The organism is Vibrio neonatus, from assembly GCF_024346975.1.
Lineage (GTDB): Bacteria > Pseudomonadota > Gammaproteobacteria > Enterobacterales > Vibrionaceae > Vibrio > Vibrio neonatus.
Genome location: NZ_AP024885.1, coordinates 1,476,948 through 1,502,347 on the forward strand (window position 1 = coordinate 1,476,948; position 25,400 = coordinate 1,502,347).

The following is a 25,400-nucleotide window of genomic DNA, read 5'->3' on the forward strand; positions in this document are numbered from 1 at the left end:
CTAAGTGCGGCAAAGTCTATAGCGAACAACTGCTATATAAAATTCGATTGTTCAGACCTTAAAGCTCGGAAATTCCGAAGTAAAATCAAAATTTGCTTATTATTACACCCAAATAGACATATTGTGTGCTCAAGATGTATCAATATGTGAATTAGTACTAGTTTAGCATATGAAAAGCAGAGTTTTATCCAGCGCTAGATGGGCATGAACAATGTTACAAAGCTTGAGGCAGATCACACCCTTGCTTATTAATTAAACAAGTTAGACTTATTTAGACGGTAAAATAAAGACAGTTTATCAGGGAATTTGAGGGAAAAAAGAAGCTAGGCTGAACCGGCAACCCTTATGAGCCTTGGTTCATTTGGATTGTGTGATTCAGCCCGCAGTCAATCTGATGACCAACTGCATTTAACAATGCAATATTTAGTAACCTACTAACTGCAAATAGCCTTCAGCTTTAATGTTGCCATTGGTTTGTATTCTGCCAGACCAGGAAGGGATAGATAGATTTGCCCACTGATCATAACGATTACTATGCGCGGTCAAATGAATATTGTATTTAGGCACGTTCACTACCCACTGCAGAGGCAATATTTTACCATTACTTAATGTGGTGGTTCCCACTGAGCGTATTTCTACGTCTTCATTTGTTAATGCTACATGTTGGCCGTCAGGGGTATATAAATTACCAAAACTGTACGGCTGAACCGCATCTTGATGACGTGATTTCACCAAAGACAGTACTCGTCCATCTTGCAGCCTAAACAGCATATGACTGTAGCCACTTTGCCCTTTACCAATAATATCGGTGCCCCATACTTGGCTAAAGGACGCCTGCCCTTCAACCTTTATATTTTGATTTCCCACGGTTATCACGCCCGATGTGCGGATATAAGGTGCGGAATACCCATATAAGGCTCTCGAAGCTAAATCGTGAGTCACTTGATAACCGTTGTTTCCTAGGGGAACATAAGGGCGAATTAATACCGTGTTTAGATGCACTTTAAATTGGTCTGTCGACACCGAAATTCTGCCCGGGATCGGTTGCTCTGAGAAAGAGCGAATAGACCAGTTATCAATAGAGAGTTGATAAGGACGTTGACGTATCCCCACCAAGCCAATACCGCCTCTGGCAAATCGTTGATCAAGGAAGATCTGTTTTGGGGTCGTCACAATCGCTTGTGAAGTATAAATTTGTGGCGATTCCCAGCTCACGCCCTGTATTTCCGACATGGCAATTCGGAACAAAAACCATTGCACTAAGTAAGGATTACCCTGCTTATCTTTAACCGTAGCAATAAAGCGCCATACTTCCTGCTCATAAGTTGGATGTACGGTAAAATCTTGCGGAAATGACACCGTTTTGTTGGGTAACACAGGCTCAAAAGTCGATTGTGCTTCTTCCGCCAATTGTTGCATTTGTTCTTGATGAGCCTGCTCTTTTGCCAAATGATAACGAGTTATCAATCCTGCGATCACCACAATGACCAACAGACTGGCTAACAAAAGAATAAGGCGTTTCTTAAAAACATTTCTCATTGATTACTCTATAACGCGTCACGAAGCGACTTAATTGGCGTACGGCGTATTACTTGCAACACCGGAATCGCTCCCGCTAACATTAACGCACTTACGGTTAATGCTAATGTCCCTAGATAATCCCATGGGACGACATGCAGCTGCATACTCCAACCAAATGTGTTTTTCAAAATCAGTTCTACTACATTGCTGGCTAATACCATACCTAAAGGAATGGCAACACACGACGAAACCAGACCAAACGCAAACAGTTGCGCCCCTCCAACAAAGACCAACTCTTTGCCCGAAACGCCAAGACAACGTAGCAGGGCAACGTTATGTAAACGGGAGGCTTCACCGGCAAGCGTCGCAAAGAAGATGCCAAATACCGCAACAATAAGCGTTAAGTTACCCAGCGTATCGGTAATACCGAAAGTGCGATCGAAAATACGCAACGCTTGAGTATGGATAGTATGGTTGTTCACTACCCGATCTGCTGGCGTACGATAAATATTCACCAACTTAGACGTCAGATTAGCGGATTGTGATTTGTCATTTAGCACCACACCTAAACCAACACTGCCTTGCCCGGGCAATAGCAGTCGCCAACTGTTTTCGGATAACAATACCTGATCGTAAGGATTACCATAATCATAATACACCCCTACCACTCGCCACTGTTGCCCCACCGGAGCCGGAAGCGAGATATAATCCCCCACTCTAATATGGCGTTTTAAAGACATCGACTCACTGATCATGACACTGCGTGAATGATGCAAATGATGCCAATAGTTCGGAATGGTGACTTTCTCGGACAGCGAGCTTTTCTCGCCACTGCTTTGACCGCTACTGACTAAATTAATGTTGCCGTCTAAGGTAGCAAGCTCGGTTTCTCGGCGTTGCCACACTTCTTTTACTTCTGGTTGTTTCTCTAGCCACTTAATCATTCGCGGCGCAGAGTTAGCGGTAGGGTGTACATACACATCGGCAGCTAAACGCTGAGATAACCATTTATCGGTCGTATCTCTAAAGCTCCCCACCATGGTTTCCACCCCAACATTGGCGGTAATCGCAAGCATAAACGCCATTAAGGCAACGCCACGATAACTCATAGAGGCGGCCGCATCTGCAAAGAACCAACGCGCTTTAACCCAATGCAAATGATAGGAAAGATAGGTAAATAGCTCAAAAATAATGTAGGGCACCATCAAACCAATGCCAATCAGCATCAATGCCAAAATGGTAAAGCCGGCGTAAATACCCTCACCAAATTGCAAAATAAATACCGCAAGGAACAGACAAATTGCCGCCAACACCGCTTGCCAGAAAAACTCTTTTCCAGCAAATCGAATCAAAGAAAGTCGCGCCGTTAAGCGAATCGGCTGTGAGCGAATCAGACGCAATAGAGGCCAAGTACAAGACAGTAGTACCCCAACAAACGCCATCAATAAACTTTTGGCGCTCCAAGACCAGCGCCAATGAATCACTAAATCAATACTAGCGTTATAAATAGCGCCAATACTCATGGATACCGCAGGTAACAGCTTATTGGCCAGCATTAAGCCCAGCACGTTGCCCGAGATCCAACTGATGGTAACTAGAATAATCAACTCTAATGCTAACGCGGCCATTAACTGCCAGCCAGACACCCCAATTTGGCGCAGTACGCCCACTACGGTTTGTCTTTGTATAAAGGAGAGCGACATGGCTTGATAGAAAATAAATAAGCCAATCAAGAACGAGAGCATTCCCATCGCAGTCAGGTTTAAGTGGAACGCTTCGGTAAGAGACACTAATTCAGCGCGAGTATTTTTACGTAACGTCACGCCTTGAGGAAGCATAGTGCGAATTTGATCAAGTTTATCTTGGCTTAGATTTCCACAACCAATAAGTGAAAATCCAGTGCCTTGGCGAAGTTTGCGGGTGACCGCCATATCAACAACTAAGTTAGACCCTTTCACCAGTTGCTGCTGATCAACCACCAAAGGCCCCAATATCTGACCGTCAGAAAGCACCAGTTGTTGCCCTTCTTGCCAGCCCATGTACTTCATAAAGGTTTCGTTGATCAATACCGGATGCGGCTGTTGCATTAACCTCAGCATCGGGTTTTCAAGAATATTGCTGCGGAAGAAGACTTCTGCTGTGGCTAGGCTATCAATACCCAGCAGTTGAATATCGGCACCTTTTTTGGTTTGAGTACGATAAAGGTCAAACGGTAAACATTGGCTAAAACCTTCACGTCTTATTTGAACGTAAAAGCCTTGAGGAATGGTGTTGGAGTTGTTTTTCGACTGAATACGGTAAGGCATCGGGTTTGAAAAAAGACGCTCACCATGAGTGTACGACAGCTGTGCATGTTGATTGATCGCCAAAACGCCGACCAATACAGAGATGCCCAGAGAGAGTCCTAGCCAAACTAGGATTATCTGCAACGGGTGTCTTTTATAATGACCAAGTAGCGCTTTAGCTATGGGCCATAACATGCAGTTGCCCTCCTTGCAGACGCGCTGTTTTATCCATGAAAGAGGCTACCTTCTCACTGTGCGTAACCACCAACAAGGTACAGTTAAATTCTTTGGTTAAAGAAGAAAGCAAGCGCATCACCGCTTCTGCGTTCTTTTCATCAAGGCTACCTGTTGGTTCATCGGCCAATAAAATAGACGGTTCCATATAAAGCGCACGCGCTATGGCCGCACGTTGCTGTTGGCCTCCAGATAACTCTTCTGGGTATCGGCCAAGCAGTGGCATAAGATCAAGCGTCGCTAAAATTTGACGCCACAACTGACTGTTCTCTGGTAACCCTTTCAATTGACGGCAAAAACGAATGTTATCCGCAACGTTAAGTGTAGTGAGAAGGTTGTATTGTTGAAAGACATGCCCTATTTGATTGCGACGAAAACGGGTGCGATTATTTTCTTTAAAATTATGCATATCATAGTCGTCAAACCAAATTTCGCCAGAGTCGACTCTATCTAGGCCTGCAATCAAGTTAAGCAAAGTACTTTTGCCCGCACCTGATTCTCCCATTAGCGCAATCTGTTCACCTCGGTTAATCGTAAAATTAGCACTCTGTAAAACAGGATTAAATTCTCCACCGTCAACAAAGCCCTTGCTAACATTTACCAGTCTTAACATTTATGATTACCTTTTAACCATTTTAAAGTTATATAATTCGCTCATTTTCTATAATTTGGATTATCTTCAGTAAAATGTGATGTTCTTTTCAACAAGACCATGAAAAAGTGAGGGTTTTCTCTGATTAGTATACTCTTATCTATAGGATAGAACCAAGTAGGAATGAGAATGAAACAGAAAAAGGTATTGGTCGTTGGTGCCTCAGGGTATGTTGGATCGCAACTTGTACCTCTATTACTAGAGCAAGGGCATCAAGTTACCGCTAGTGCACGAAACTCTACATTATTAAAATCTCGTATCAATTCTCACCCCAATCTTACATTTACGCAACTCGACTTAGCAAATAAACCGCAAACACTACAAGTTGTTGATAATTTCGACACGGTTTTCTTCTTAGTGCATGGCATGAATCACGGCCATGATTTTTTAGATTATGAGCTTTCTCTGGCGCAGCATTTTGCCGCGGCGCTAACACAAAATACCATCGGCCAAGTGATCTATTTAAGTTCTTTGCAACCCCAAACAGGGTATTCCGAACATCTTAACGCTCGCAAAGAAACCGGTAATATTCTGCGCAACACGCCTGTTCCTATTGTTGAGCTATGCGCTGGGGTCATTATTGGGCCCGGCTCCGCCGCCTTTGAAATCATGCGCGACTTTGTCTACAACCTACCCATACTCATTACGCCAAAATGGGTCGATTCCAAAGCCAATCCTATCGCTTTGCAAAATCTCAATCATTATCTACTGTCATTAGTGCAAGAAGCGGCCAGCGAAAATCAATCTTATGAAGTGGGTGGCCCTGATACTTTGAGCTATCGACAACAATTTAAAGTGCTGTGTCATGCCACCAACAATCGCTATCGCTTATTAGCGACTCCCCTGCTGACTCCGTCAATGGCGTCTCGTTGGCTTGGTATGGTGACGTCTGTTCCCAGCAATGTAGGACGAGCACTGCTGGCTGGGCTCAGTCATGACTTTGTTGCCGATGCACAAGCCATACGCGTGCGCTTTCCGCAAAATTTATACTCCTATCAAGAGATGATTGATGACACCTTAAGCCGTGAAGATGAATTTGCGCGAGGAAAAGTATGGGGCTTTGATCCCGGCGCTCTAAAACGTTGGCAACCGGGATATGGTTATTATCCAAAGCAGGCCGGCGCGAGCATTAAAACCGACAAGACCGCCGAGGAGTTATGGCAAGTTGTTACGCAACTAGGAAGCCCGCAACAAGGGTATTTCTTTGCCAATATTCTATGGCGAACTCGTGAGTGGCTGGATTTGTTTTTTGGTGGCGGTCGCCCCAAACGACAAGTGCCAGAAGGCCCTAGCTTAAAATTGGGCGATTACATTGATTCTTGGAAAGTAATACGCATCAAAGATCAGCAGTTTCTGTCGCTACTGTTTGGCATGAAAGGCCCAGGATTAGGACGGCTTGAGTGTTCCATCATTGATCATGGCGATTATAGAGAGTTGGATGTACGGGCTTGGTGGCATCCTAAAGGATTTTTAGGGCTGCTTTATTGGTACGCTATGTTTCCTGCGCATCTTTTTATCTTTAAAGGTATGGTGAAAGCCATTTGCCGTAAGGCTTAACGCTTGTTAAAACAACAAATATCAGCATAGCTTGTGCAAACTATGCTGATATTTCATCCGCTTAAGACTGAGACTGATATTCAGCTAAAGTAAATCCAAGGGGGATTTCAGCCAATATCGGACCCTGATTACTTGGATAAATCAGATACTCTCCGTGATATTTCACTTTCGATTTATAGTCCGTTTGCTTGTGCAGCATCATGCCACACTGCAATGCCTTTTCGATGAACTGGCTGTGATTACCACGCACATAAAAACTCATCGGGCGCATGAGCTCTTCACCACCATCAAAACATGACTCACACTGATCCGCGCACAACACAAATGAACTTTCGCCGTCAGTGAAGACCTGACTCTTAGCTGATTCAGTTAAATCATATTCGTTGGTCACGCTCCAACCGGCCTCTTCCATCACATCCATCAATTGCTCTATTTGCTTATCCAGCACAGGCTTGACGGTTTTATCTTTACCGAAGAAGATGCCATAAAATTCAGACAAGGTTTGAAAGCGTTGATAGAGCGCGGTCTTACTGCCTTGGCTGCGGCCGAGCTTTTGCCACGCAATCAGATCTTTTGCCATTAAAGTGGCAAAACGCTTTTCTTTGATACTTTTGGTAATCCAGCGCAATAAAAAGTTAGTGTTGCTGACTGGCGTATCAGCCAATTTCCCAGATTGATGCTCTTGGTGGATGTCCAACAACGCAATATCTACAAGCTCTAGCATTTGCTCTGCGTAGCTTCTCACTGTTTCACTTCTCCATATACTTTATAAATCACGATGGATGCGACGGCGCACAGTCCCATCATAGTCAACATTGGCCAACTCTTCTCGCCCGGTAATAAAGTGACGATCAAACTGATCAACCCGCCCAGACCAAAACGTAACGTGCCTGCCATAGATGACGTGGTTCCTGCCATATTTGGGTATTTGTTTAGCAGTAATGCCATACCATTACTGCCAATTGTGGAGATGGTTCCCACATAAAACATCACACAAGGCACAATAAAGGCCAGCCCAAGGTCAGCAATCCAACAAACCACTAAGCCTAGCCCTGCAAGCAACTGAATGGTCAAACCAAACATGATCATCTTGTTAGAGCCGTACTTTTTAACCACTTTACCGTTTAAGGTCGTAAACAGCACTAAGGTCAAAATGTTCAGGCCAAATAAATAGCCGAAATCTTGCGGCGCAACGCCGTAGATATCGATATAAACAAACGAACCTGCGGTTAAAAACACAAACATTCCCGAGAACGAAAACGCGCCGCACATGATAAGCCCCATAGCTTGGCGGTTTCTTAGCAGTTGTGCGTAGTTTCGTAATGAAGTTCGCAGGCGAAACGGTTGCCGATTTTCTTTAGCTAATGTCTCAGGGATCTTAATGCTGATCGCAATTAACATAATCGCGGCGTAAATAGCCAAAATAGCAAATACCGCCCTCCAGCCCATTAATACCGAAACATGACCGCCAATTAACGGTGCCACCAAAGGTGCAACAGTCATGATTAGAGTAATAAACGACATAGTTCGCGCAAAGTCTTCAGCTTCAAACATATCGCGAACCACCGCTTGAATAACCACAGCAGCGGCCGCACCAGCAAAGCCTTGCAACAAACGCACCCACACCAAGACTTCAATCGATTGGGTAAAGGTGCAGGCAATCGCACCTAATAAAAATAGTCCTACACCACCGAGCAATACCGGTTTACGACCAATGCTATCGGCTAATGGGCCATAAAATAGCTGACCAATGGCAAAGCCCAAGGTATAGATGGTCAAGGTAATTTGCACATCACCGGGCATCACGCCAAAATCATCAGCAATGGCAGGCATGGCTGGCAAGTACATATCAATAGCAAGAGGCGTTAGTGCTGATATCGCCCCTAACACTAAGAACATGGCGAAACTTAGCTTAACCACTGACTGTTTGCTCATAGTGCTCACCCCGCTGGTTTATTAAAAATGGAGTTGATTTCCTGCTCTGTTAAGTCGCGATATTCACCCAGTTCTAAATTTTCATCCAGCGTAATGTTACCAATACGCTCACGATGCAAACCCACCACTTTATTACCTAAAGCAGCAAACATACGCTTCACTTGGTGATACTTACCTTCATGTATAGTCAACAACACTTCGTTTTCTGCTACCACTTCCATTTGCGCAGGTAGCGTTGGCTCGCGCTCATTGCGCAGTAAAATACCTTCGGCTATTTTTTGCTGGTAATCATCCTGAACAGGATCGGCAAGCCAAACACGATAGGTTTTATCACATTTGTGTTTTGGCGAAGTAATGCGGTGCGACCACTGTCCGTCATCGGTAATCAGCAGTAGGCCTGTGGTATCCACATCTAAACGTCCAGCAAAATGCAAATCTTCGTAGCGAACTTCGTCAATAAGAACAAACACTGTGTGATTAAAACCGTCTTCATGAGAGCAAACTACGCCCTCGGGTTTATTCATCATTAAATAGCGAGGGCCGCGTAACACGATGGGACGTTCTTGCCATGCCACGGTTTGGCCTTCTTTCACCTTTACCGAGCCTGACTTGATCATCGCATCATCGAGCGTCACGTCGCCACTTTTTAACAGTTTAGTCGCTTCTTTGCGGCTAATACCCAATCCATCACACAAGTATTTATCTATACGCATTTTTACCTAGGGGTCGTTATTTGAGTTGAGATTTCACTCAATGCAACATGATAAGTGTCGTCAATTCCGCTTGTTTGCGGTAAAAGAGAAAAGTTACACTGAGGAGGGATATTCCTTTTATGGGAAGTCCGTTAGTATACCTGTTTTGCACAGCTCAAACTTCAATTTTTTAGGAAATACCCTCTTTTTTATGTATCAACTTAGGCCCTACCAAGCGGATTCTGTTAAAACCGTTGTACACTATTTTCGCAAGCGCAGTGAACCTGCGGTGATTGTACTGCCTACGGGGGCGGGTAAAAGCCTTGTGATTGCAGAGCTGGCAAGGCTGGCTCGCGGCAAGGTACTGGTTATGGCTCATGTTAAAGAGCTCGTTGAGCAAAACCACGCTAAATATGAAAGCTACGGGCTAACTGGGGCCATCTTTGCCGCGGGATTAGGTCGTAAAGAGACCGAGCAACAAGTTGTCTTCGCCTCGGTTCAATCGGTCGCCAGAAATCTAGAGGCCTTTAACGAACCTTTCTCCCTTTTGGTTATTGATGAATGTCACCGAGTACCTGAAGATAAAAACAGCAGCTATCAAAAAGTCATCAGTCATTTACAATCGCTTAATCCAAACTTAAAAATATTGGGCCTTACCGCCACGCCTTATCGCTTAGGATTAGGCTGGATTTATCAATATCACACCCGCGGGCAAGTGCGCTCAGAAGAGGCGCGCTTTTTTAGAGACTGCGTGTTTGAGTTGCCTATTCGTTACTTGCTCGACCAAGAGTTTTTAACGCCCGCTAAAATTATTGATGCGCCGCTGTTTAGTTACGATTTTTCGGAAATATCCCCTACGCATATGGGTCGATATCGCGAATCGGATATGGATTTAGTCATAGAAAAATCAAAACGCGCCACCCCGCAGATACTCAATCAAATTATGACCTTAGGTAAAAAACGCAAAGGCATCATGATTTTCGCCGCGACCGTAAAACACGCACAAGAGGTGTTTTCATTATTGCCGCAAGGGGATGCGGCTATAGTGATTGGTGATACTCACACTAAAGAGCGCGATCGCATCATCGACGAATTCAAACAGCAAAAGTTTAAGTATTTGGTCAATGTTTCTGTGCTCACCACAGGCTTTGATGCGCCGCACGTCGATTTAATCGCGGTATTACGCCCAACCGAATCCATCAGTTTATATCAGCAAATCATTGGCCGAGGCTTACGTCTATCGGAAGGCAAAACCGAATGTCTGGTATTGGAATACGCGGGTAACTGTTATGACCTATATCAACCTGAAGTTGGCGCGCCCAAACCCGACCCTGACAGTGAAATCGTGACTGTGCCCTGTCCTGCTTGCGGTTTTAACAATAACTTCTGGGGTAAAACCGCGGATAACGGCTTTGTCATCGAACACTATGGCAGAAAATGCCAAGGGTATTTTGAAGATGAAGATGGCGAGCGAGAACACTGTAATTACCGCTTTCGCGCCAAGTATTGCCGAGAATGTGGCGCAGACAATGATATTGCGGCCCGAATTTGTCACGAATGTGAAGCGGTATTAGTCGACCCTGATAAAAAGTTAAAAGAAGCCTTAAGCTTAAAAGATGCACTGGTCTTTGAATGTACCGACCTGCAATTTGAGGTGGCAAAAGACAGTAAAGGTAAGAATTATCTGAAAGTGGCTTACCTTGGAGAAAGTGGTAATAAAGTCAGCACTTTTTATTACCTTAATACCCCAGCGCAAAAGAAAAGCTTTCATGCGCGTTTTGTAAAATTGCATTTGGCAGACAAGCATCATCCATTTGAAGGATTATCCCCGACCAAGGTCGTCAATCAGCAACATCGCTTTAAATTACCCAAATTTGTCATTGCTCGAAAAGACGGCCGTTTTTGGAAACTCAGAGATGTGATCTTTGACAATGAGTTTTCTCTATAACTATTAGCGACTATTCTGCTAAAATACGCACGCAGACTATTGCTCATAGACCTTTAGAGTGGTAGTATCCGCGCTCGTTTTAACGATTTCTCGTTATTAAACGAACGTCATCAATACTAGGTCGCTAAGTGATTGATGAAAATCCTTTTTATTTTACTAATTTGAGAGTAAATACTATGAAATTTGAAGCAGTAGTACGTACTGAACTAGGTAAGGGTGCGAGCCGCCGCCTACGTCACGCTGGCCAATTCCCAGCAATCGTTTACGGTGGTGAAGCAGCGCCAGTATCTATCGCGCTAGTTCATTCTGACGTAATCAACCAAATGGACAAACCAGAATTCTACGAAGAAATCACTCTTGTGATCGACGGCGCAGAAGTTAAGGTTAAGCCACAAGACGTTCAACGTCACGCGTTCAAGCCAAAAGTTGAGCACATGGACTTCATCCGCATCTAATTCCCTACCAAGGAATTAATCGGATAACATCCAGCCTTTTGCGTATACCAAGAACTCAGTCTTACCAACTGTAGATTCTTAAAAATTAGAAAGCCCGATTGCTACCAACAATCGGGCTTTCGCTATTTTGTTTACTGCATTCTATATAGATGCTTTAAACAAAGAAAAATAAAGCTTAAGTCAGAACAACGCTCTCTGCTGACTCTGCTCAGCCTCTTCTATCGCATTCGCCGCTGCGCTGTTTTTCTTCACTTTACGCAAATATCGTTGCCGACATAATCGAATCACATGCTTTTTCTGGGCGCAAGACAGCGTCTGCCAAGAAAAGCGCTCATCCCTGTTGCGCATACACCCCTGACAATACCCTTTATCGTCCGAACTGCACACGCCAATACAAGGGCTAGGGACATCAAAAAAGTCTAACTGCTCCATTTTGCCTCCCTCATTTTGCCCAATCGATGTATTAGTATTTATCAAAGCCAAACATTATTCAAACAACACCACTGAAACTTATCACCTATCGCTGACATGCTTTCTGTTATTTGTTATACACTTAAAATAACTTATTCACCCTTTTGGAGCCACTTAATGTACAAAAAAGCAGTCGCTATTTCTTCAGCGCTACTCATCTCTGCATGTTCAACAATGGGAAGCAATGAATCGGCAACATCGGATAATTCAGACGCAAAAATGACGTCAACTATGCCTGCAACCCTTCAAGTCAGCGAAAGCACCCTACAACACCATCATTGGGTACTCACTAAAATAGACGGCAAGCAATTGCGAGTCGATGAGCACTTCAGTGCGCCAACGCTAGAGATAGGTGAAAAAATGGCCGCCAACGGCACCGCGGGCTGTAATAACTTTTTTGGTCAAAGTGAACTCGATGGCAGTAATTTCCGCATTGAGCAAATTGGCGCCACGATGAAAATGTGTCCAGACAACATTATGCTTACTGAGATGTTATACCTAAAATCTCTTGCACAATGGAACAAACTGACCTTAACCGAAAAAGAAATAGAGCTAAAAAATCCAGAACATACGTTAACGTTTACGCTCAAAGATTGGGTTAATTAATTACTTTGGTGAAGAATCGCACTTGGTAGAGAGCCGCACTTAGTAGAAAGTCGCATTCATTATGTCATATTGAGTGCGACTCTCTTTCACTCTCACACCAGAGATCTCTATAGCCAAGGATAGCTATATGCACATTTGCGTTAAATGACTTATCTGTTTTACCCTGCTCTGGGTTACGGTGCTCCGGGTTAAATAGCTCTGCTTAATATTGAGACTAGCATTACAAGCTTGTGGTGTAGGGTTAAACCAAATGGCTTTAATTCCTGCAGCAATGGCTGGTTGAATGTCATTATCAAAACTATCTCCAACCATCACCACTGACTGAGGATCGACACCCAACACCTCGATAATTTTATGAAAGAACTCAGGTGTGCCCTTTCCTATTCCAAGGTTTGCTTTGCAAAAGTAGCCTGTGATATATGGCGATAGCCCGACTCGCTCAAACGCAGATTTAATATCAGCTTCAGACGAATCTGCCGCATTGGTTGCTACATAGATTGTGCTAACAGCGGATAACTTTTTCAGGGTTTGCTGTGCGCCATCAACAGCTTGAACTGTGCTCCATTCGCACATTTTCCCACTTTGATTAGCAAAATCGACCATAAGCGTATCGCCCCAATCAAATAAGTACACTGCGCTCATGTTGCCTCCATTTTACTGGTACTTCTTACCTTTATGCTTTAACCAGCCATCTGGGTGTCGATTACTAGGATCGTGATGCGTCCAATGCATTACGCCACCTTTTTTATTCCATTCATACTCGCCGTAAAAATGAACTCGATCGCCTACCCGTAAATTCGGGATTCTTGGCGCCAAATCAATATTGTGAGCAACAAGCAAAGTCTGTTTACTGTCCACTCTCAGGATGAATTTTTGATGTCGGCTGCCCACATTATCGTCGGCTAATAAGCGAATGACAGTTCCTGAACCTTGAATTTGAAGATTGCTTTGATGATCTTGATAGGCTTGTCTCAGTTTAAGGTTATTGGCGTGAGCGCCAATGGAAAATAAACATAAAACCGCGACAACTGCGGCAAAAAACTGTCTCATATACTCAATTTCCCTAATTCACGTCTCATTTTAAAATCGTAAAACTACGAATTTATCCAATCATCATATCTACAAATCCTGTTCTAACCAACTGAAGCAGAACAATTTAAAAGGCACCAAGTGAAATTCTCGGGTTCAACCATAGATAAAAATCAGTCTTTATTACACAAATAACTATTCAGCACAGAATAAACTCTATCTGTATATAGGGTCGAATCTTTACCGATACCTACAACGATTTTCGGCAGAACTTATTTGTATCCTTAAGGATACAGTGCTAGTCTATTAACCGTAGAAAAAGAGCGTGTTGCGTGCCTGAGATACTAAGGAAACTGCTAGGGTTACGCTTTGCAATGTATCTATTGGATGATGGGGCTCATAATCGACCACACATTCACGTTAGGTATGGCGAACATCAAGCTTCTATCGCTATCGATGATATAGAGCTACTTGCAGGCTATCTTCCTCCTAAAAAATTAAAAACAGCTGAGAAGTACATTCTAGAGCACCAAGCTGCATTATTGATCGCATGGAATGGCGCAATACAAGGTACATCTATTCGGAGAGTAAACTAATGCTAAAGATCATTGATGTTGATTGGGAAAACGGCTTTGAACTGGAGCTAGAGTTTAGCGATGGCTTTAAAGGCAAAGCAGATCTTACTGAAATCTTCCAATCTGCAGCATTTGCTCACGTCGAGTCTTTCACTGAATTTTCCTTGGAAGGTTCACACCTTGACTGGGGTAATGCTGAAATATCCGCAAACAAGTTACGACAGCTTGCGCAAAATAATGGTGATTACCTACCCGCAAAACAGCGAACGATTTCAGCCAACGACATGGAAGCGGTCATCAAGCAAGCCGCTTGGGATTCAATCACCCTAAATCGCCCAGACATATTACAAGCGGCTATTCGAGGTTATATCGAAGAATATGGGGTGCAAAAAGTTCAAGCCAAAACCAACCTTAAAAGCAGACCGAGTATCTATAAGGCTCTAAGCCCAAGAACCTCGCCAAAATTTGATACCTTAGTCCAATTGGCTCATGGCGCATTCGCTGTAAAAGCCGACACGGAAGCACAACGATAAACAGCAATGTTCTAATGTCAGCCAAGCATTTAGCTATCGAAAGTCAGATGCCCAATTTTTCTATTCACAGCAAACCTTGCGCAGTGCCACAAAAACCTCGACTTACCTCCAACAACACACTATTTATTAAGATCTTACTGTTACATTTGACAAAAAATGAACCTGATAGCGTTCAATTTATAAAAGGGATACTTTACAATGCCTTTTCCCTTACGTGCCCTCTCCCAATAACTAGGTTAAATAATGAATAACGATAAAAGACCTCTGTATATTCCACACGCAGGACCTGCATTATTAAGTACGCCTTTACTCAACAAAGGCAGCGCATTTACTGCGGCTGAACGCTCTTACTTTAATCTCGACGGCTTGTTGCCTGAGAATACTGAAACCATTGCTGAACAAGTCGAACGTGCTTATCAGCAATATCAGCAGTTTGATAACGATATGGATCGCCATATTTACCTGCGTAATATTCAAGATACTAACGAAACGCTCTTTTATCGCTTAGTGCAAAACCACATTACTGAGATGATGCCAATCATCTACACGCCAACGGTTGGTGCGGCTTGTGAAAAGTTCTCTAACATTTACCGTCGCGGACGTGGTCTGTTTATCTCTTACTCAAACAGAGAACGTATTGACGATCTGCTTAACAACGCTTCAACGCACAATGTAAAAGTCATTGTTGTTACTGATGGCGAACGTATCTTAGGTCTGGGAGACCAAGGTATCGGCGGTATGGGCATTCCTATTGGTAAGCTCTCTTTATACACAGCATGTGGCGGTATCAGCCCTGCTTATACCTTACCGATAGTGTTAGATGTTGGCACCAACAACCCACAACGTCTTGCTGATCCTATGTATATGGGATGGCGTCATCCTCGTATTACTGGCGCAGAATACGACGAGTTTGTTGAAGAATTTATCCAAGCAGTGCAACGTCGCTGGCCGGATGCGCTGATTCAGTTTGAAGACTTTGCGCAGAAAAACGCCATGCCACTGCTTAAACGCTACAAAAATCGCATCTGCTGTTTTAACGATGATATTCAAGGTACCGCAGCGGTAACTGTCGGCTCTTTGATGGCGGCATGTCACGCTGCCGGCAGTAAGCTTTCAGAGCAGCGCGTCACTTTTGTTGGCGCAGGATCCGCTGGTTGCGGCATTGCTGAGGCAATAGTGGCACAAATGAAGCTTGAAGGGCTTGATGAAGACAAAGCGCGAGAGCGCGTCTATATGGTCGACCGTTGGGGCCTATTGCAAGATGGTATGCACAACCTATTAGACTTCCAAAAACCTTTGGCGCAAAAAGCCTCACACTTAAGCCAATGGCAAGCTGAAGGCCCTGATTACTCACTATTGGATGTGGTTGTAAATGCTAAGCCAACTGTATTAATTGGCGTATCAGGAGCGCCAGGGGTATTCAGTCAGCAAGTGATTGAAGCGATGCATAAGCATTGCCCTCGCCCAATTGTATTCCCATTATCGAATCCAACCAGTCGCGTAGAAGCGGTGCCAAAAGATATTTTGGAATGGACACAAGGCCAAGCACTTGTCGCAACCGGTAGCCCTTTTGAACCTGTGATAGTGAATGGGCAACGCATAGAGATAGCGCAGTGTAACAACAGCTATATTTTCCCTGGGATCGGGCTTGGCGTATTGGCAGTATCAGCATCACGCATTACCGATGAAATGTTAATGGAGTCCAGCCGCGCATTATCCGAATGTTCACCACTGGCGATTACAGGCAGTGGCGCACTATTACCACCGCTTGAAGAGATCCATTCCGTATCGAAGAAAATCGCCTTTATCGTTGCAAAACAGGCCATAAAACAAGGCGTAGCGTTAGAAATTACCGATCAAGCCATTAAAGAATCCATCGACAACCATTTCTGGCAACCTGTGTATCGCCGCTACAAACGTACCGCGTTCTAGTGATAACACGCACCCGAGATAGACTTACGCAATATTGGCGCCAAACTTCCCTTTGGCGCATTGTCATGCACCTGATAAAAGTGCTAGTGCTTGTTACGGGTGCGGTTGGCTTATCCATTATTTTATTGCTCAGCTCTGTGGATTTTTGGATGAGCTATCAGGCTAAAGGCCACATTTATAAACAGGTAAAATCGACGCCAGAAAGAGACATTGCCCTTATCTTAGGCACTAGCAAATATATTGGCAGAACGCGCAACCCTTACTACACCTATCGTATAGACGCAGCCATTGAGCTTTATAAACAAAACAAAGTGCGCGGATTTCTATTAAGCGGCGATAACGCCCATCGCTCATACAATGAGCCTTGGACGATGAAGCGTGATCTGCTTGCGGCAGGTATTCCTGAACAACAAATCTTCTTAGATTACGCCGGCTTTCGCACCTTAGATTCGGTGGTACGCGCTAAACAGATCTTTAATCTGGATGATTTTATTATCGTTACCCAGACTTTCCATTGTGACCGAGCGCTGTTTATCGCGAACTATTATGACGTGGATGCGGTGTGTTTAGGGGTGCCTTCTCCAATGCCTTCCTCTTGGTTTAATGTGCGTTTTAGAGAAGTGTTTGCTCGGACTAAAGCCATGCTCGACCTATACATCATCAATACACAACCTAAATTTTTGGGCCCGCAACAGCCTATTTTAGAAATGTTGCCCACCTACGATTATGGGCCAATCATGCCTAGATTTGTGCCTAAAGATAACGATTCTGACGACAACGAGGGGAATTGACCCGTAATAATACTCACTGTCATTGGGCGCATTTTGCGGTAATGCTTTTCACAAAACTTGACCCATCCTTGAGTTTTAAAAATTAGAACCAATATACCTATAATCAGCATATTCTATTCGTCTCATTAATTACCTACAATCGAGTCGGAATTAAAAAGGATCAAATACTTATGAGCAATGTTAAACACTGCAAACTTCTTATCTTGGGCTCTGGTCCTGCAGGATACACAGCGGCAATTTATGCCGCTCGCGCCAATCTTAATCCGGTGATCGTGACAGGTATGCAGCAAGGCGGACAGTTAACCACCACCACAGAAGTAGAAAACTGGCCCGGTGATGCAAGTGATTTAACAGGCCCAGCATTGATGGAGCGCATGCAAGCGCACGCCGAAAAATTTGAAACTGAAATCATTTTCGACCACATCAATACGGTAGATCTTAGCCAAAAGCCGTATCGCCTGATTGGTGATAGCCAAGAATTTACTTGTGACGCCTTAATTATTGCAACCGGTGCTTCGGCGAAATACATCGGCCTTGAATCAGAAGAAGCCTTTAAAGGCCGCGGTGTATCAGCCTGCGCCACGTGTGATGGTTTCTTCTATCGCAATCAAGAAGTTGCGGTTGTTGGCGGTGGTAATACCGCAGTCGAAGAAGCGCTTTATTTATCTAACATTGCAGCTAAAGTACATCTTGTGCATCGCCGTGATTCATTCCGCGCGGAAAAGATTTTGATTAAGCGCCTAATGGACAAAGTGGAATCAGGCAACATTGTTCTGCACACTGATCGCACCTTAGATGAAGTGCTGGGTGACGATATGGGTGTAACAGGTGTGCGCCTTAAAGATACTAAATCAGACACAACCGAAGATATCGCAGTAATGGGCGCATTTATCGCCATTGGTCATCAGCCAAATACCGGTATTTTTAAAGGGCAACTAGAGATGAACCACGACTACATTGTGATCAACTCTGGCCTTGCAGGTAATGCTACTCAAACGAGTGTTGCCGGTGTCTTTGCCGCAGGTGATGTAATGGACAGTCACTACCGTCAAGCCATTACTTCTGCTGGTACAGGTTGTATGGCGGCACTTGATGCTGAACGCTATCTTGATGAAATTGATAGTTAAGTTAAATAATACCCTCTTGTATTGAAATCTTAGCGTCCACGTGTAACAACCGTGGACGTTTTTCGATATACTCCGCAAATCAAAATTATTCTCATTTAGTACCTAATTCATGGATAAGAAAACGCAAAGCGAGTTAAGCCGATGGCTAAAACAGCAAAGTAAACTGGCAAAGCGATGGCTAACCCTCACTGTGGTGGCCGGCGTCGCCTCGGCAATAACCTTGATTGTTCAAGCGTCATTGATTGCGCAAATTCTGCATAGTTTGATCATTAGCCATCAAAATAAATCAGAACTCATCCCCCTATTTGTTGGCCTTGGCGCAACCGTTGTGGTGCGCAGTCTATTGGCATGGGTACGAGAAATCGCTGGCTACCGTAGCGGTGAGCAAATTCGCGTTTATATCCGTGGCCTTATCATTGATAAAATGCGCCGTTTAGGCCCTGCACACATTAAAGGCAAAACTGCCGGTGCTTGGGGCACTATGCTGATTGAGCAAGTGGAAGAGATGCAAGATTTCTTCGCTAAATACCTACCGCAAATGGCGCTGGCAACACTAGTCCCGTTGATGATTTTGGTGGTGGTATTCCCACAAAACTGGCTTGCAGGCCTTATTTTCTTACTGACTGCGCCTCTTATTCCTTTTTTCATGGCTTTAGTGGGCAAACGCGCCGCTGATGCTAACCGCAAAAACTTCAAAGCCTTGCAACGCCTATCCGGGCATTTCTATGACCGACTGCAAGCAATGACCACCATTCGCTTGTTTGATAGAGCTGCAGACGAAAAAGAGCAGTTACACGCCGCATCGGAAGTCTTTCGCGAACGCACTATGAGCGTGTTAAAAATTGCCTTTTTATCGTCAGCGGTATTGGAATTTTTCACTTCAATTTCTATCGCCTTAACTGCGGTGTACTTTGGTTTTACCTTTATCGGTGAGCTGAACTTTGGTCACTACGGTACTAGCGTTACCTTATTTACCGGTCTGTTTATCTTAATTCTGGCCCCTGAGTTTTATCAGCCACTGCGCGACTTAGGCACTTTCTATCATGCCAAACAACAAGCGATTGGCGCAGCTGAAAGCATTGTTGAATTTTTGAATATCGAAGAGCCAGAGCAAAAACAGCAGAACCTGCAAGCAATTGATAAACAATCACACTGCATTATTGAAGCGCGCGATCTAGTGGTCACAAGCGCTGAAGGCAAAGTATTGGTTGGCCCGATTAGCTTTACCTTACAAAACGGTCAGAAAACGGCACTGGTTGGCCCAAGTGGCGCAGGTAAAACCTCGCTCATGAATGCCCTACTTGGCTTTTTACCTTATCAAGGTAGCTTACAGGTCAATGGCATTGAGCTTGCCGAGGCGGATTTAGATAGCTATCGCGGCTTAGTCAGCTGGGTGGGACAAAACCCATTGCTAGTACACGGCACCATTGCCGATAACCTGAATCTGGCGCAAAAACCCTTTACTGAGCAAGAACTGCAACAGAAAATCAAACAAGCGCATGCCGATGAGTTCATCGATAGATTGGGCCTTGAACACCCTATCTCGGATCGCTCAGGCGGATTGTCTGTGGGTCAAGCGCAACGTATTGCCCTTGCTCGCGCATTATTGCAAGACGGTCAATTCTGGCTTCTCGATGAACCAACCGCCAGTTTAGACGCACGCAGTGAATCATTGATTAACCAAAGCCTACAAAGCGCTTTGGTGGACAAAACGGCACTGATGGTGACTCACCAATTGAACAACTTACAAATGATGGATCAAATCTTCGTTTTAGAAAGTGGCAAGCTCACCCAGCAAGGCACTTTTGCAGAGTTACAACATCAAGGCACCTTCGAGAAAATGTTAAATCAGCAACAACAAGGATTGGGAGGCGATATCGATGCGTGAGTTACTGCCCTACCTTAAACTTTATAAAAAACATTGGTTTGGCCTATCGCTAGGTATGATCTTGGGTTTTCTAACCCTATTTGCGTCCATTGGTCTATTAACGCTATCTGGTTGGTTCTTATCGGCGGCGGCTGTGGCAGGACTGACGATTGCTCGCGAAACCTTTAACTATATGTTGCCGGGCGGCGCCGTAAGAGGCTTTGCCATGGGACGCACCGCGGGTCGTTGGGGTGAACGTGTAGTCTCGCACAACGCGACCTTTAAATTGCTTACCGATTTACGTGTGTACTTTTACCAAAAACTTACGCCATTGATCCCCGGTCGTATTGGCGTACTTCGAGATGCAGATCTGTTAAACCGCTTAATTGCAGACGTTTCAGCAATGGATCACGTTTATCTGCGCTTAGTGAGCCCAGTGATTCTGAGCATTTTGGGAATCTTCTGTTTATCAGGCTTCCTGATTTGGTTTGATCGTGACATTGGCCTAACGCTTGGCGTGATACTCATGATCTTAGTCTTGGTGTGGCCGGTATTGTTTTACAAGCTTGGTAAAGGCAACGGTCATAAACTGACGCAAAACCGCGCCGATCTGCGCATTCGCGCCCTAGATTGGATTGAAGGGCACAATGAACTGCTGTTATTTGGCGCAGAAAAACGTTACCGCGAGAAAATAGATCAAGCTCAAATGGCACTGATGAGTAATCAAGCCATCAATGCGCACATTACAGGTCTTGCCAATGCCCTGCTGTTAATGGCCAGTGGCTTTACCCTAATTTTAATCCTATGGATGTCAGCTGATGGCGTCGGCGCTGCAGGGCCAAGTCCATTAATTGCCTTAGTGGTATTTGCCACACTGGCGAGTGTTGAATTACTAATGCCTATTGCCGGTGCTTTCCAATACTTAGGGCAAACTCTTGCCTCTGCTAGACGCCTTAACGAGGTAATTGGCGCTGAGCCAGAAGTGCAATTTGCCAACTACTCTGAGCCTCGCGCTCGCTTTGATCAAGACGATGCCATTCAATTTAACAATATCTCGTTTGGTTATACCGATGAACAGCACTCTCCTTTAGCGGTCAAAGAGCTGTCTCTAAACATTGCCAAAGGCGATAAAGTGGCTATTTTAGGTAAAACTGGCAGTGGTAAATCAACGTTAATTCAATTACTTACTCGCTACTGGGATGTGAAGCAAGGGCAAATCCATGTTGCCGGACAACCGTTAACTTCACTATCAGAATCCGAGTTGCGCAGTCTTATCTCTGTAGTGAGCCAACGAGTCGATATTTTAAACGGCACCTTGCGCGATAACCTATTAATCGCAAAACCTGACGCGACTGATAAAGAATTGGCAACCACATTATCAAACGTTGGACTTGAGTACTTAATGCAAGAGCCTGGGCTTGGACAATGGTTAGGTGATGGCGGTCGTCAACTGTCTGGCGGTGAGAAACGCCGCATTGGTATTGCGCGCGGCATATTGCACAACGCCCCTATCCTATTGTTAGACGAACCCACAGAAGGCTTAGATCGTTCAACAGAGTCACAAATCATGACTTTGTTAGAGCAGCACTATCAAGATAAGACGGTGATTTTTGTGACACACCGTTTAGTCGGCCTAAGTCAAATGGATAACATTGTGATTCTTGAGCAAGGCGAAATTGTTGAACAAGGGCAATATAACGCCCTGTTGAAACAGCAAGGTCGTTTTTATCAGTTACATCAGTCCCTATAAAATAGCGACTGACACAAACTAAAGCCCTGTCTACTGATCAACAGTAAACGGGGCTTTTTGTTTTAATCACGCACTAGTAAAGCAATAGCGCATAAAGTAATAGCGCAATACTTAGAAGCCTTCTAACACTATCTTACCTCGCGCTTGTTGCGATTCTAAAAGTGCATGAGCGCGCTTTAAGTTCTGCGCATTGATAGTGCCAAAATGCTCACCGAGCGTGGTGGTGATCTGCTTGTCGTCTATCATTTTCGCCACATTGGCTAAGATATGATGCTGAGTCTGCATATCGCCGGTTTCAAACATCGAGCGGGTGTACATAAACTCCCAATGCAGTGAGATACTTTTGGCTTTTAAAGCGCGAATATCAAAGGTCATAGGATCATCAATTAAACCAAATTTGCCTTGCGGTTTAATTAGCGTCACCACCTCTGGCATGTGTTGCTCGGTATTGTTCAAACTCACCACATAATCAATGCAATCTTTCATGCCTAATTGTTCACTCATCGATGCGTTGTGATCGATAACTTGATCGGCGCCGAGTGACTGCAACCACTGCACAGATTCAGGACGTGATGCGGTGGCAATGACTTTAAGCTTGGTGAGCTTTTTAGCCAGCTGTACCATAATCGAACCTACGCCGCCCGCCGCACCGATAATCAATAAGGTTTTATTGGCACTGCTATCCACTTGTATGCGATCAAATAGCATCTCCCACGCAGTCAAACTGGTCAGGGGTAAAGCCGCCGCTTGCGCCACACTTACCGAAGTCGGCGCTTTGCTGACAATGCGCTCATCCACCAGCTGATATTCGGCATTGGTGCCAGAGCGATTTAAATCGCCGGCGTACCACACCAAGTCGCCCACTTTAAATAAAGAGACCTTCTCACCCACCTCATCCACGACGCCAACGGCGTCCCAGCCAATGACTTTATAACCTGACTTTGGCGCAACATTGGCGCGAATTTTGGTGTCTACAGGGTTCACTGATACCGCTTGTATTTTTACTAAGATATCGCGCCCAGCTACAGAAGGTTTATCTAGCTCAATGTCTTGTAAAGACTCCTCTGCATCTATAGGTAAATTTACTTGATACCCAATCGCTTTCATCGTTATTTCTCCATGTACATATATCCAACTATACAACCAGTTTAATTGACACGTTAGAATTGAAAAACTAAGCTACATTTAAATTACTTTTTACCAAAAGTTAATAATGAAATCGTTACATGATATTCGGGTTTTTTTAGAAACCGCCAAACTGGGTAGCCTTTCTGCTGCCGCGCGAAGTTTAGACCAAACTCCAGCGGCAATCAGTCGCACCATTCAAAGGCTAGAGGCTGAATTAGGCGTCCCCTTATTTATCCGCTCTACTCGCAAGCTTAGACTATCTTCGCAAGGAGAGTTATTTCTTCCACGTTGTCAGCAAGCTATGTTGATTTTCGCACAAGGCATTGATGAGCTGACTGAGACCGATAAAGAGCTATCTGGCAACATATCCCTATCCATGCCATCGGATACTGGGCGGGCGGTGATCATGCCGTTAATTGATGAGTTTCTTGCCCTGCATCCCAAAGTGACTGTGCATGCACACTTATCAGATGATTACACCGACCTGTATGAGCAAAACGTGGATGTGGCACTGCGCATTGGTGAGCCAGAAGATTCGAATATGGTGGCGATTACTTTATACAAAGAGAACTACCGCATTTTGTGCGCTTCTCCGGATTACCTTGCTAGCCATAGTCCCATTCATCATCCTGACGATCTGCAAGATCATAACTGCTTATGCTTTACTCTAAATTATAAACTGCACAATCGCTGGCATTTTATTCACAGTGATAATCAGCAGCAGTGCATTGTGAATGTGACCGGCAATCGAAAAACCAGTGATGGGCAGATGGTGCGCCAATGGGCAGTCAATGGGCATGGCGTAGCGTATAAATCGCGCTTAGATGTGCTGGATGATTTGCAAAACGGTCGATTAGTGCCACTAGCGCAGCAGTGGCGCGGAGAGCACGCCCCGTTATACATGATATTCACCGACCGCAGTCAATACAGCAGCTTAGTGAAAGAACTAAAGAGCTTTTTGCAACAAAGACTTGCTGAAATATGTGACGTATAAAAAAGGCCACAGAGCGAATGCTCTATGGCCTATTTACAGTAATTTCGCGCAAGCTTGGGGCACGGCTTAAGCGGCGTGCTTAGCCTCAAACTCATGCATAAAGGCAACTAACGCCGCTACACCTTCTTCTGGCATAGCGTTGTAAATAGAAGCACGCATGCCACCCACCGCTCGGTGTCCTTTTAATGCCACTAGACCTTTTGCTTCTGCTTGCTCTAAGAAGATAGCGTCTAGCTCAGGTTTGGCTAATTGGAACGGCACATTCATCAATGAACGGTTGTCTGGATGTACGTCATTTTTGTAAAAATCTGACTCATCAATGGCTTTATACAGCGCCTTGGCTTTATTGCGGTTGCGTTTTTCAATCTCAGCCACACCGCCGATTGATTTTAACCACTTAAACACTAAGCCAGATAAGTACCAAGCGTAAGTGGGTGGGGTGTTGTACATAGAATCTTTTTCATCCAACAACTTGTAGCTCAAGGTGCTAGGTAAAATCTCGCTGGCCAGATCCAATAGATCGTCACGTACGATAACCAAAGTAATGCCCGCAGGGCCAATATTCTTTTGCGCGCCAGCGTAAATAACGCCAAATTTGCTCACATCGATCTTGCGAGACAAGATGGTAGAAGACATATCCGCTACAATCGGTTTGTCAGTAACAGGCAAATCATTGATTTCTATACCATCAATGGTTTCATTTGGACAGTAATGCACAAATGCAGCATCCGCATCTACCGACCAAGAGGCTGCTGGAGTAATCGCAACTTTGCCATCAATTTCGGTTTTTGCATCAATCACTTGAACGTCACAGTATTTGTTCGCTTCTGCAATCGCACTGTGTGCCCAATATCCGCCATCAACATAACAAGCTTTAGTGGATGTCCCGAGTAAGTTCATTGGTATAGCTGAAAACTGCGCGCGCGCCCCACCCTGACAAAACAATATTTTATAATTGCTCGGTACTTGAAGCAGTTCACGTAAATTACTTTCAGCGGTATTGGCGACTTCAATAAACTCTTTACTGCGGTGACTGATTTCCATCACTGAGCGACCCATACCGTTCCAGTTTACAAGCTCTTGCTGAGCTAATTCCATCACAGCTTTTGGTAGGCCTGCAGGTCCGGCACTAAAATTATAAATGGCATCCATTTTGTTTACATACTCCAAGTGATTCAATCAATGTATCCTTTGACTATACCCCAGCTTAAAACAAGAATTAAGTCTCATCTTGATATAAAAAAGCCATAGCGAGAATAAAATGCCTCGCTATGGCTTAATATTTCATGCCAAGCGCAGTAATTACCACGATTGGCAC

23 protein-coding genes are annotated in these 25,400 nt (G+C 44.5%); 12 read left to right on the top strand and 11 right to left on the bottom strand.

Going from position 1 to position 25,400, the window contains the following annotated elements:
* Positions 1 to 423 precede the first annotated feature (423 nt).
* Genes OCU38_RS06820 through OCU38_RS06830 form a run of 3 tightly spaced genes read right to left on the bottom strand, consistent with a single transcriptional unit; the run spans position 424 to position 4,653 of the window.
* Positions 424 to 1,539, bottom strand: coding sequence for a lipocalin-like domain-containing protein (locus OCU38_RS06820; protein WP_261822482.1), 1,116 nt, complete (start codon positions 1,537 to 1,539; stop codon positions 424 to 426).
* Between the two features lie 8 nt (positions 1,540 to 1,547).
* Positions 1,548 to 4,001, bottom strand: a complete 2,454-nt coding sequence (locus OCU38_RS06825) for an ABC transporter permease (RefSeq protein ID WP_261822483.1) — start codon at positions 3,999 to 4,001, stop codon at positions 1,548 to 1,550.
* Positions 3,982 to 4,653, bottom strand: a complete 672-nt coding sequence (locus OCU38_RS06830) for an ABC transporter ATP-binding protein (RefSeq protein ID WP_261822484.1) — start codon at positions 4,651 to 4,653, stop codon at positions 3,982 to 3,984. Before OCU38_RS06830 ends, OCU38_RS06825 begins: the two co-directional genes overlap by 20 nt.
* Before the next feature lie 168 nt (positions 4,654 to 4,821).
* On the opposite strand from OCU38_RS06830, the gene OCU38_RS06835 reads away from it, so the two are divergent.
* A complete protein-coding gene (locus tag OCU38_RS06835; protein ID WP_261822485.1) occupies positions 4,822 to 6,249 on the top strand; it encodes an SDR family oxidoreductase in 1,428 nt (475 codons plus the stop codon).
* 61 nt (positions 6,250 to 6,310) lie between these two features.
* On the opposite strand, the gene OCU38_RS06840 is transcribed toward OCU38_RS06835, so the two are convergent.
* From OCU38_RS06840 to rsuA, 3 genes are read right to left on the bottom strand one after another with little or no spacing between them, the layout of a single operon-like run.
* Entirely contained in the window at positions 6,311 to 6,994 is a 684-nt protein-coding gene (locus OCU38_RS06840) for a DUF2913 family protein (protein ID WP_261822486.1), read from the bottom strand.
* On the bottom strand, positions 6,991 to 8,184 hold the full coding sequence (locus tag OCU38_RS06845; RefSeq protein WP_261822487.1) for a Bcr/CflA family multidrug efflux MFS transporter: 1,194 nt from the start codon (positions 8,182 to 8,184) through the stop codon (positions 6,991 to 6,993). Before OCU38_RS06845 ends, OCU38_RS06840 begins: the two co-directional genes overlap by 4 nt.
* Positions 8,185 to 8,189: 5 nt before the next feature.
* Positions 8,190 to 8,897, bottom strand: a complete 708-nt coding sequence (gene rsuA / locus OCU38_RS06850; protein WP_261822488.1) for a 16S rRNA pseudouridine(516) synthase RsuA — start codon at positions 8,895 to 8,897, stop codon at positions 8,190 to 8,192.
* A 190-nt stretch (positions 8,898 to 9,087) separates the two neighbouring features.
* On the opposite strand from rsuA, the gene OCU38_RS06855 reads away from it, so the two are divergent.
* Both OCU38_RS06855 and rplY read left to right on the top strand, forming a co-directional pair.
* Positions 9,088 to 10,824 (top strand): DEAD/DEAH box helicase, encoded by a 1,737-nt coding sequence (locus tag OCU38_RS06855; protein WP_261822489.1) that lies wholly within the window; start codon positions 9,088 to 9,090, stop codon positions 10,822 to 10,824.
* A gap of 176 nt (positions 10,825 to 11,000) precedes the next feature.
* Positions 11,001 to 11,279: a 50S ribosomal protein L25 gene (rplY, locus tag OCU38_RS06860; RefSeq protein WP_021712865.1), complete on the top strand. Its 279-nt coding sequence runs from the start codon at positions 11,001 to 11,003 to the stop codon at positions 11,277 to 11,279.
* 180 nt (positions 11,280 to 11,459) lie between these two features.
* Here rplY and OCU38_RS06865 read toward each other — a convergent pair whose 3' ends face one another.
* Complete coding sequence (locus OCU38_RS06865) at positions 11,460 to 11,711, bottom strand: DUF1289 domain-containing protein (protein WP_261822490.1); 252 nt, start codon at positions 11,709 to 11,711, stop codon at positions 11,460 to 11,462.
* Between the two features lie 156 nt (positions 11,712 to 11,867).
* Between OCU38_RS06865 and OCU38_RS06870 the strand changes: the two genes are divergently transcribed.
* Positions 11,868 to 12,356, top strand: coding sequence for an META domain-containing protein (locus OCU38_RS06870; protein ID WP_261822491.1), 489 nt, complete (start codon positions 11,868 to 11,870; stop codon positions 12,354 to 12,356).
* Positions 12,357 to 12,479: 123 nt separating this feature from the next.
* Here OCU38_RS06870 and OCU38_RS06875 read toward each other — a convergent pair whose 3' ends face one another.
* Entirely contained in the window at positions 12,480 to 12,998 is a 519-nt protein-coding gene (locus OCU38_RS06875; protein WP_261822492.1) for an HAD family hydrolase, read from the bottom strand.
* A gap of 12 nt (positions 12,999 to 13,010) precedes the next feature.
* A complete protein-coding gene (locus OCU38_RS06880; protein WP_261822493.1) occupies positions 13,011 to 13,406 on the bottom strand; it encodes a DUF3465 domain-containing protein in 396 nt (131 codons plus the stop codon).
* Positions 13,407 to 13,717: 311 nt separating this feature from the next.
* Here OCU38_RS06880 and dhiT point away from each other — a divergent pair, with 311 nt between their 5' ends.
* The 7 genes from dhiT (at position 13,718) to cydC (ending at position 21,960) form a co-directional block, all read left to right on the top strand.
* On the top strand, positions 13,718 to 13,981 hold the full coding sequence (dhiT, locus tag OCU38_RS06885; protein WP_261822494.1) for a type II toxin-antitoxin system toxin DhiT: 264 nt from the start codon (positions 13,718 to 13,720) through the stop codon (positions 13,979 to 13,981).
* Positions 13,981 to 14,493 (top strand): type II toxin-antitoxin system antitoxin DhiA, encoded by a 513-nt coding sequence (gene dhiA / locus OCU38_RS06890; RefSeq protein ID WP_261822495.1) that lies wholly within the window; start codon positions 13,981 to 13,983, stop codon positions 14,491 to 14,493. The genes dhiT and dhiA overlap by 1 nt, the downstream gene beginning before the upstream one ends.
* A 243-nt stretch (positions 14,494 to 14,736) precedes the next feature.
* Complete coding sequence (locus OCU38_RS06895) at positions 14,737 to 16,425, top strand: NAD-dependent malic enzyme (RefSeq protein ID WP_261822496.1); 1,689 nt, start codon at positions 14,737 to 14,739, stop codon at positions 16,423 to 16,425.
* Positions 16,426 to 16,574: 149 nt separating this feature from the next.
* Complete coding sequence (locus OCU38_RS06900; protein ID WP_261824249.1) at positions 16,575 to 17,216, top strand: SanA/YdcF family protein; 642 nt, start codon at positions 16,575 to 16,577, stop codon at positions 17,214 to 17,216.
* A gap of 170 nt (positions 17,217 to 17,386) precedes the next feature.
* Positions 17,387 to 18,343 (top strand): thioredoxin-disulfide reductase, encoded by a 957-nt coding sequence (gene trxB, locus OCU38_RS06905; protein ID WP_261822497.1) that lies wholly within the window; start codon positions 17,387 to 17,389, stop codon positions 18,341 to 18,343.
* A 109-nt stretch (positions 18,344 to 18,452) separates the two neighbouring features.
* Positions 18,453 to 20,231, top strand: coding sequence for a heme ABC transporter permease/ATP-binding protein CydD (gene cydD, locus OCU38_RS06910; protein ID WP_261822498.1), 1,779 nt, complete (start codon positions 18,453 to 18,455; stop codon positions 20,229 to 20,231).
* The gene (gene cydC / locus OCU38_RS06915; RefSeq protein WP_261822499.1) at positions 20,224 to 21,960 is read left to right on the top strand and encodes a heme ABC transporter ATP-binding protein/permease CydC; all 1,737 of its coding nucleotides are present in this window, start codon (positions 20,224 to 20,226) and stop codon (positions 21,958 to 21,960) included. Before cydD ends, cydC begins: the two co-directional genes overlap by 8 nt.
* Positions 21,961 to 22,071: 111 nt before the next feature.
* On the opposite strand, the gene OCU38_RS06920 is transcribed toward cydC, so the two are convergent.
* Positions 22,072 to 23,067: a zinc-binding alcohol dehydrogenase family protein gene (locus OCU38_RS06920; RefSeq protein WP_261822500.1), complete on the bottom strand. Its 996-nt coding sequence runs from the start codon at positions 23,065 to 23,067 to the stop codon at positions 22,072 to 22,074.
* 106 nt (positions 23,068 to 23,173) lie between these two features.
* Between OCU38_RS06920 and OCU38_RS06925 the strand changes: the two genes are divergently transcribed.
* The gene (locus tag OCU38_RS06925; protein WP_261822501.1) at positions 23,174 to 24,082 is read left to right on the top strand and encodes a LysR family transcriptional regulator; all 909 of its coding nucleotides are present in this window, start codon (positions 23,174 to 23,176) and stop codon (positions 24,080 to 24,082) included.
* A 66-nt stretch (positions 24,083 to 24,148) separates the two neighbouring features.
* On the opposite strand, the gene serC is transcribed toward OCU38_RS06925, so the two are convergent.
* On the bottom strand, positions 24,149 to 25,234 hold the full coding sequence (gene serC / locus OCU38_RS06930) for a 3-phosphoserine/phosphohydroxythreonine transaminase (protein ID WP_261824250.1): 1,086 nt from the start codon (positions 25,232 to 25,234) through the stop codon (positions 24,149 to 24,151).
* Positions 25,235 to 25,400 lie beyond the last annotated feature (166 nt).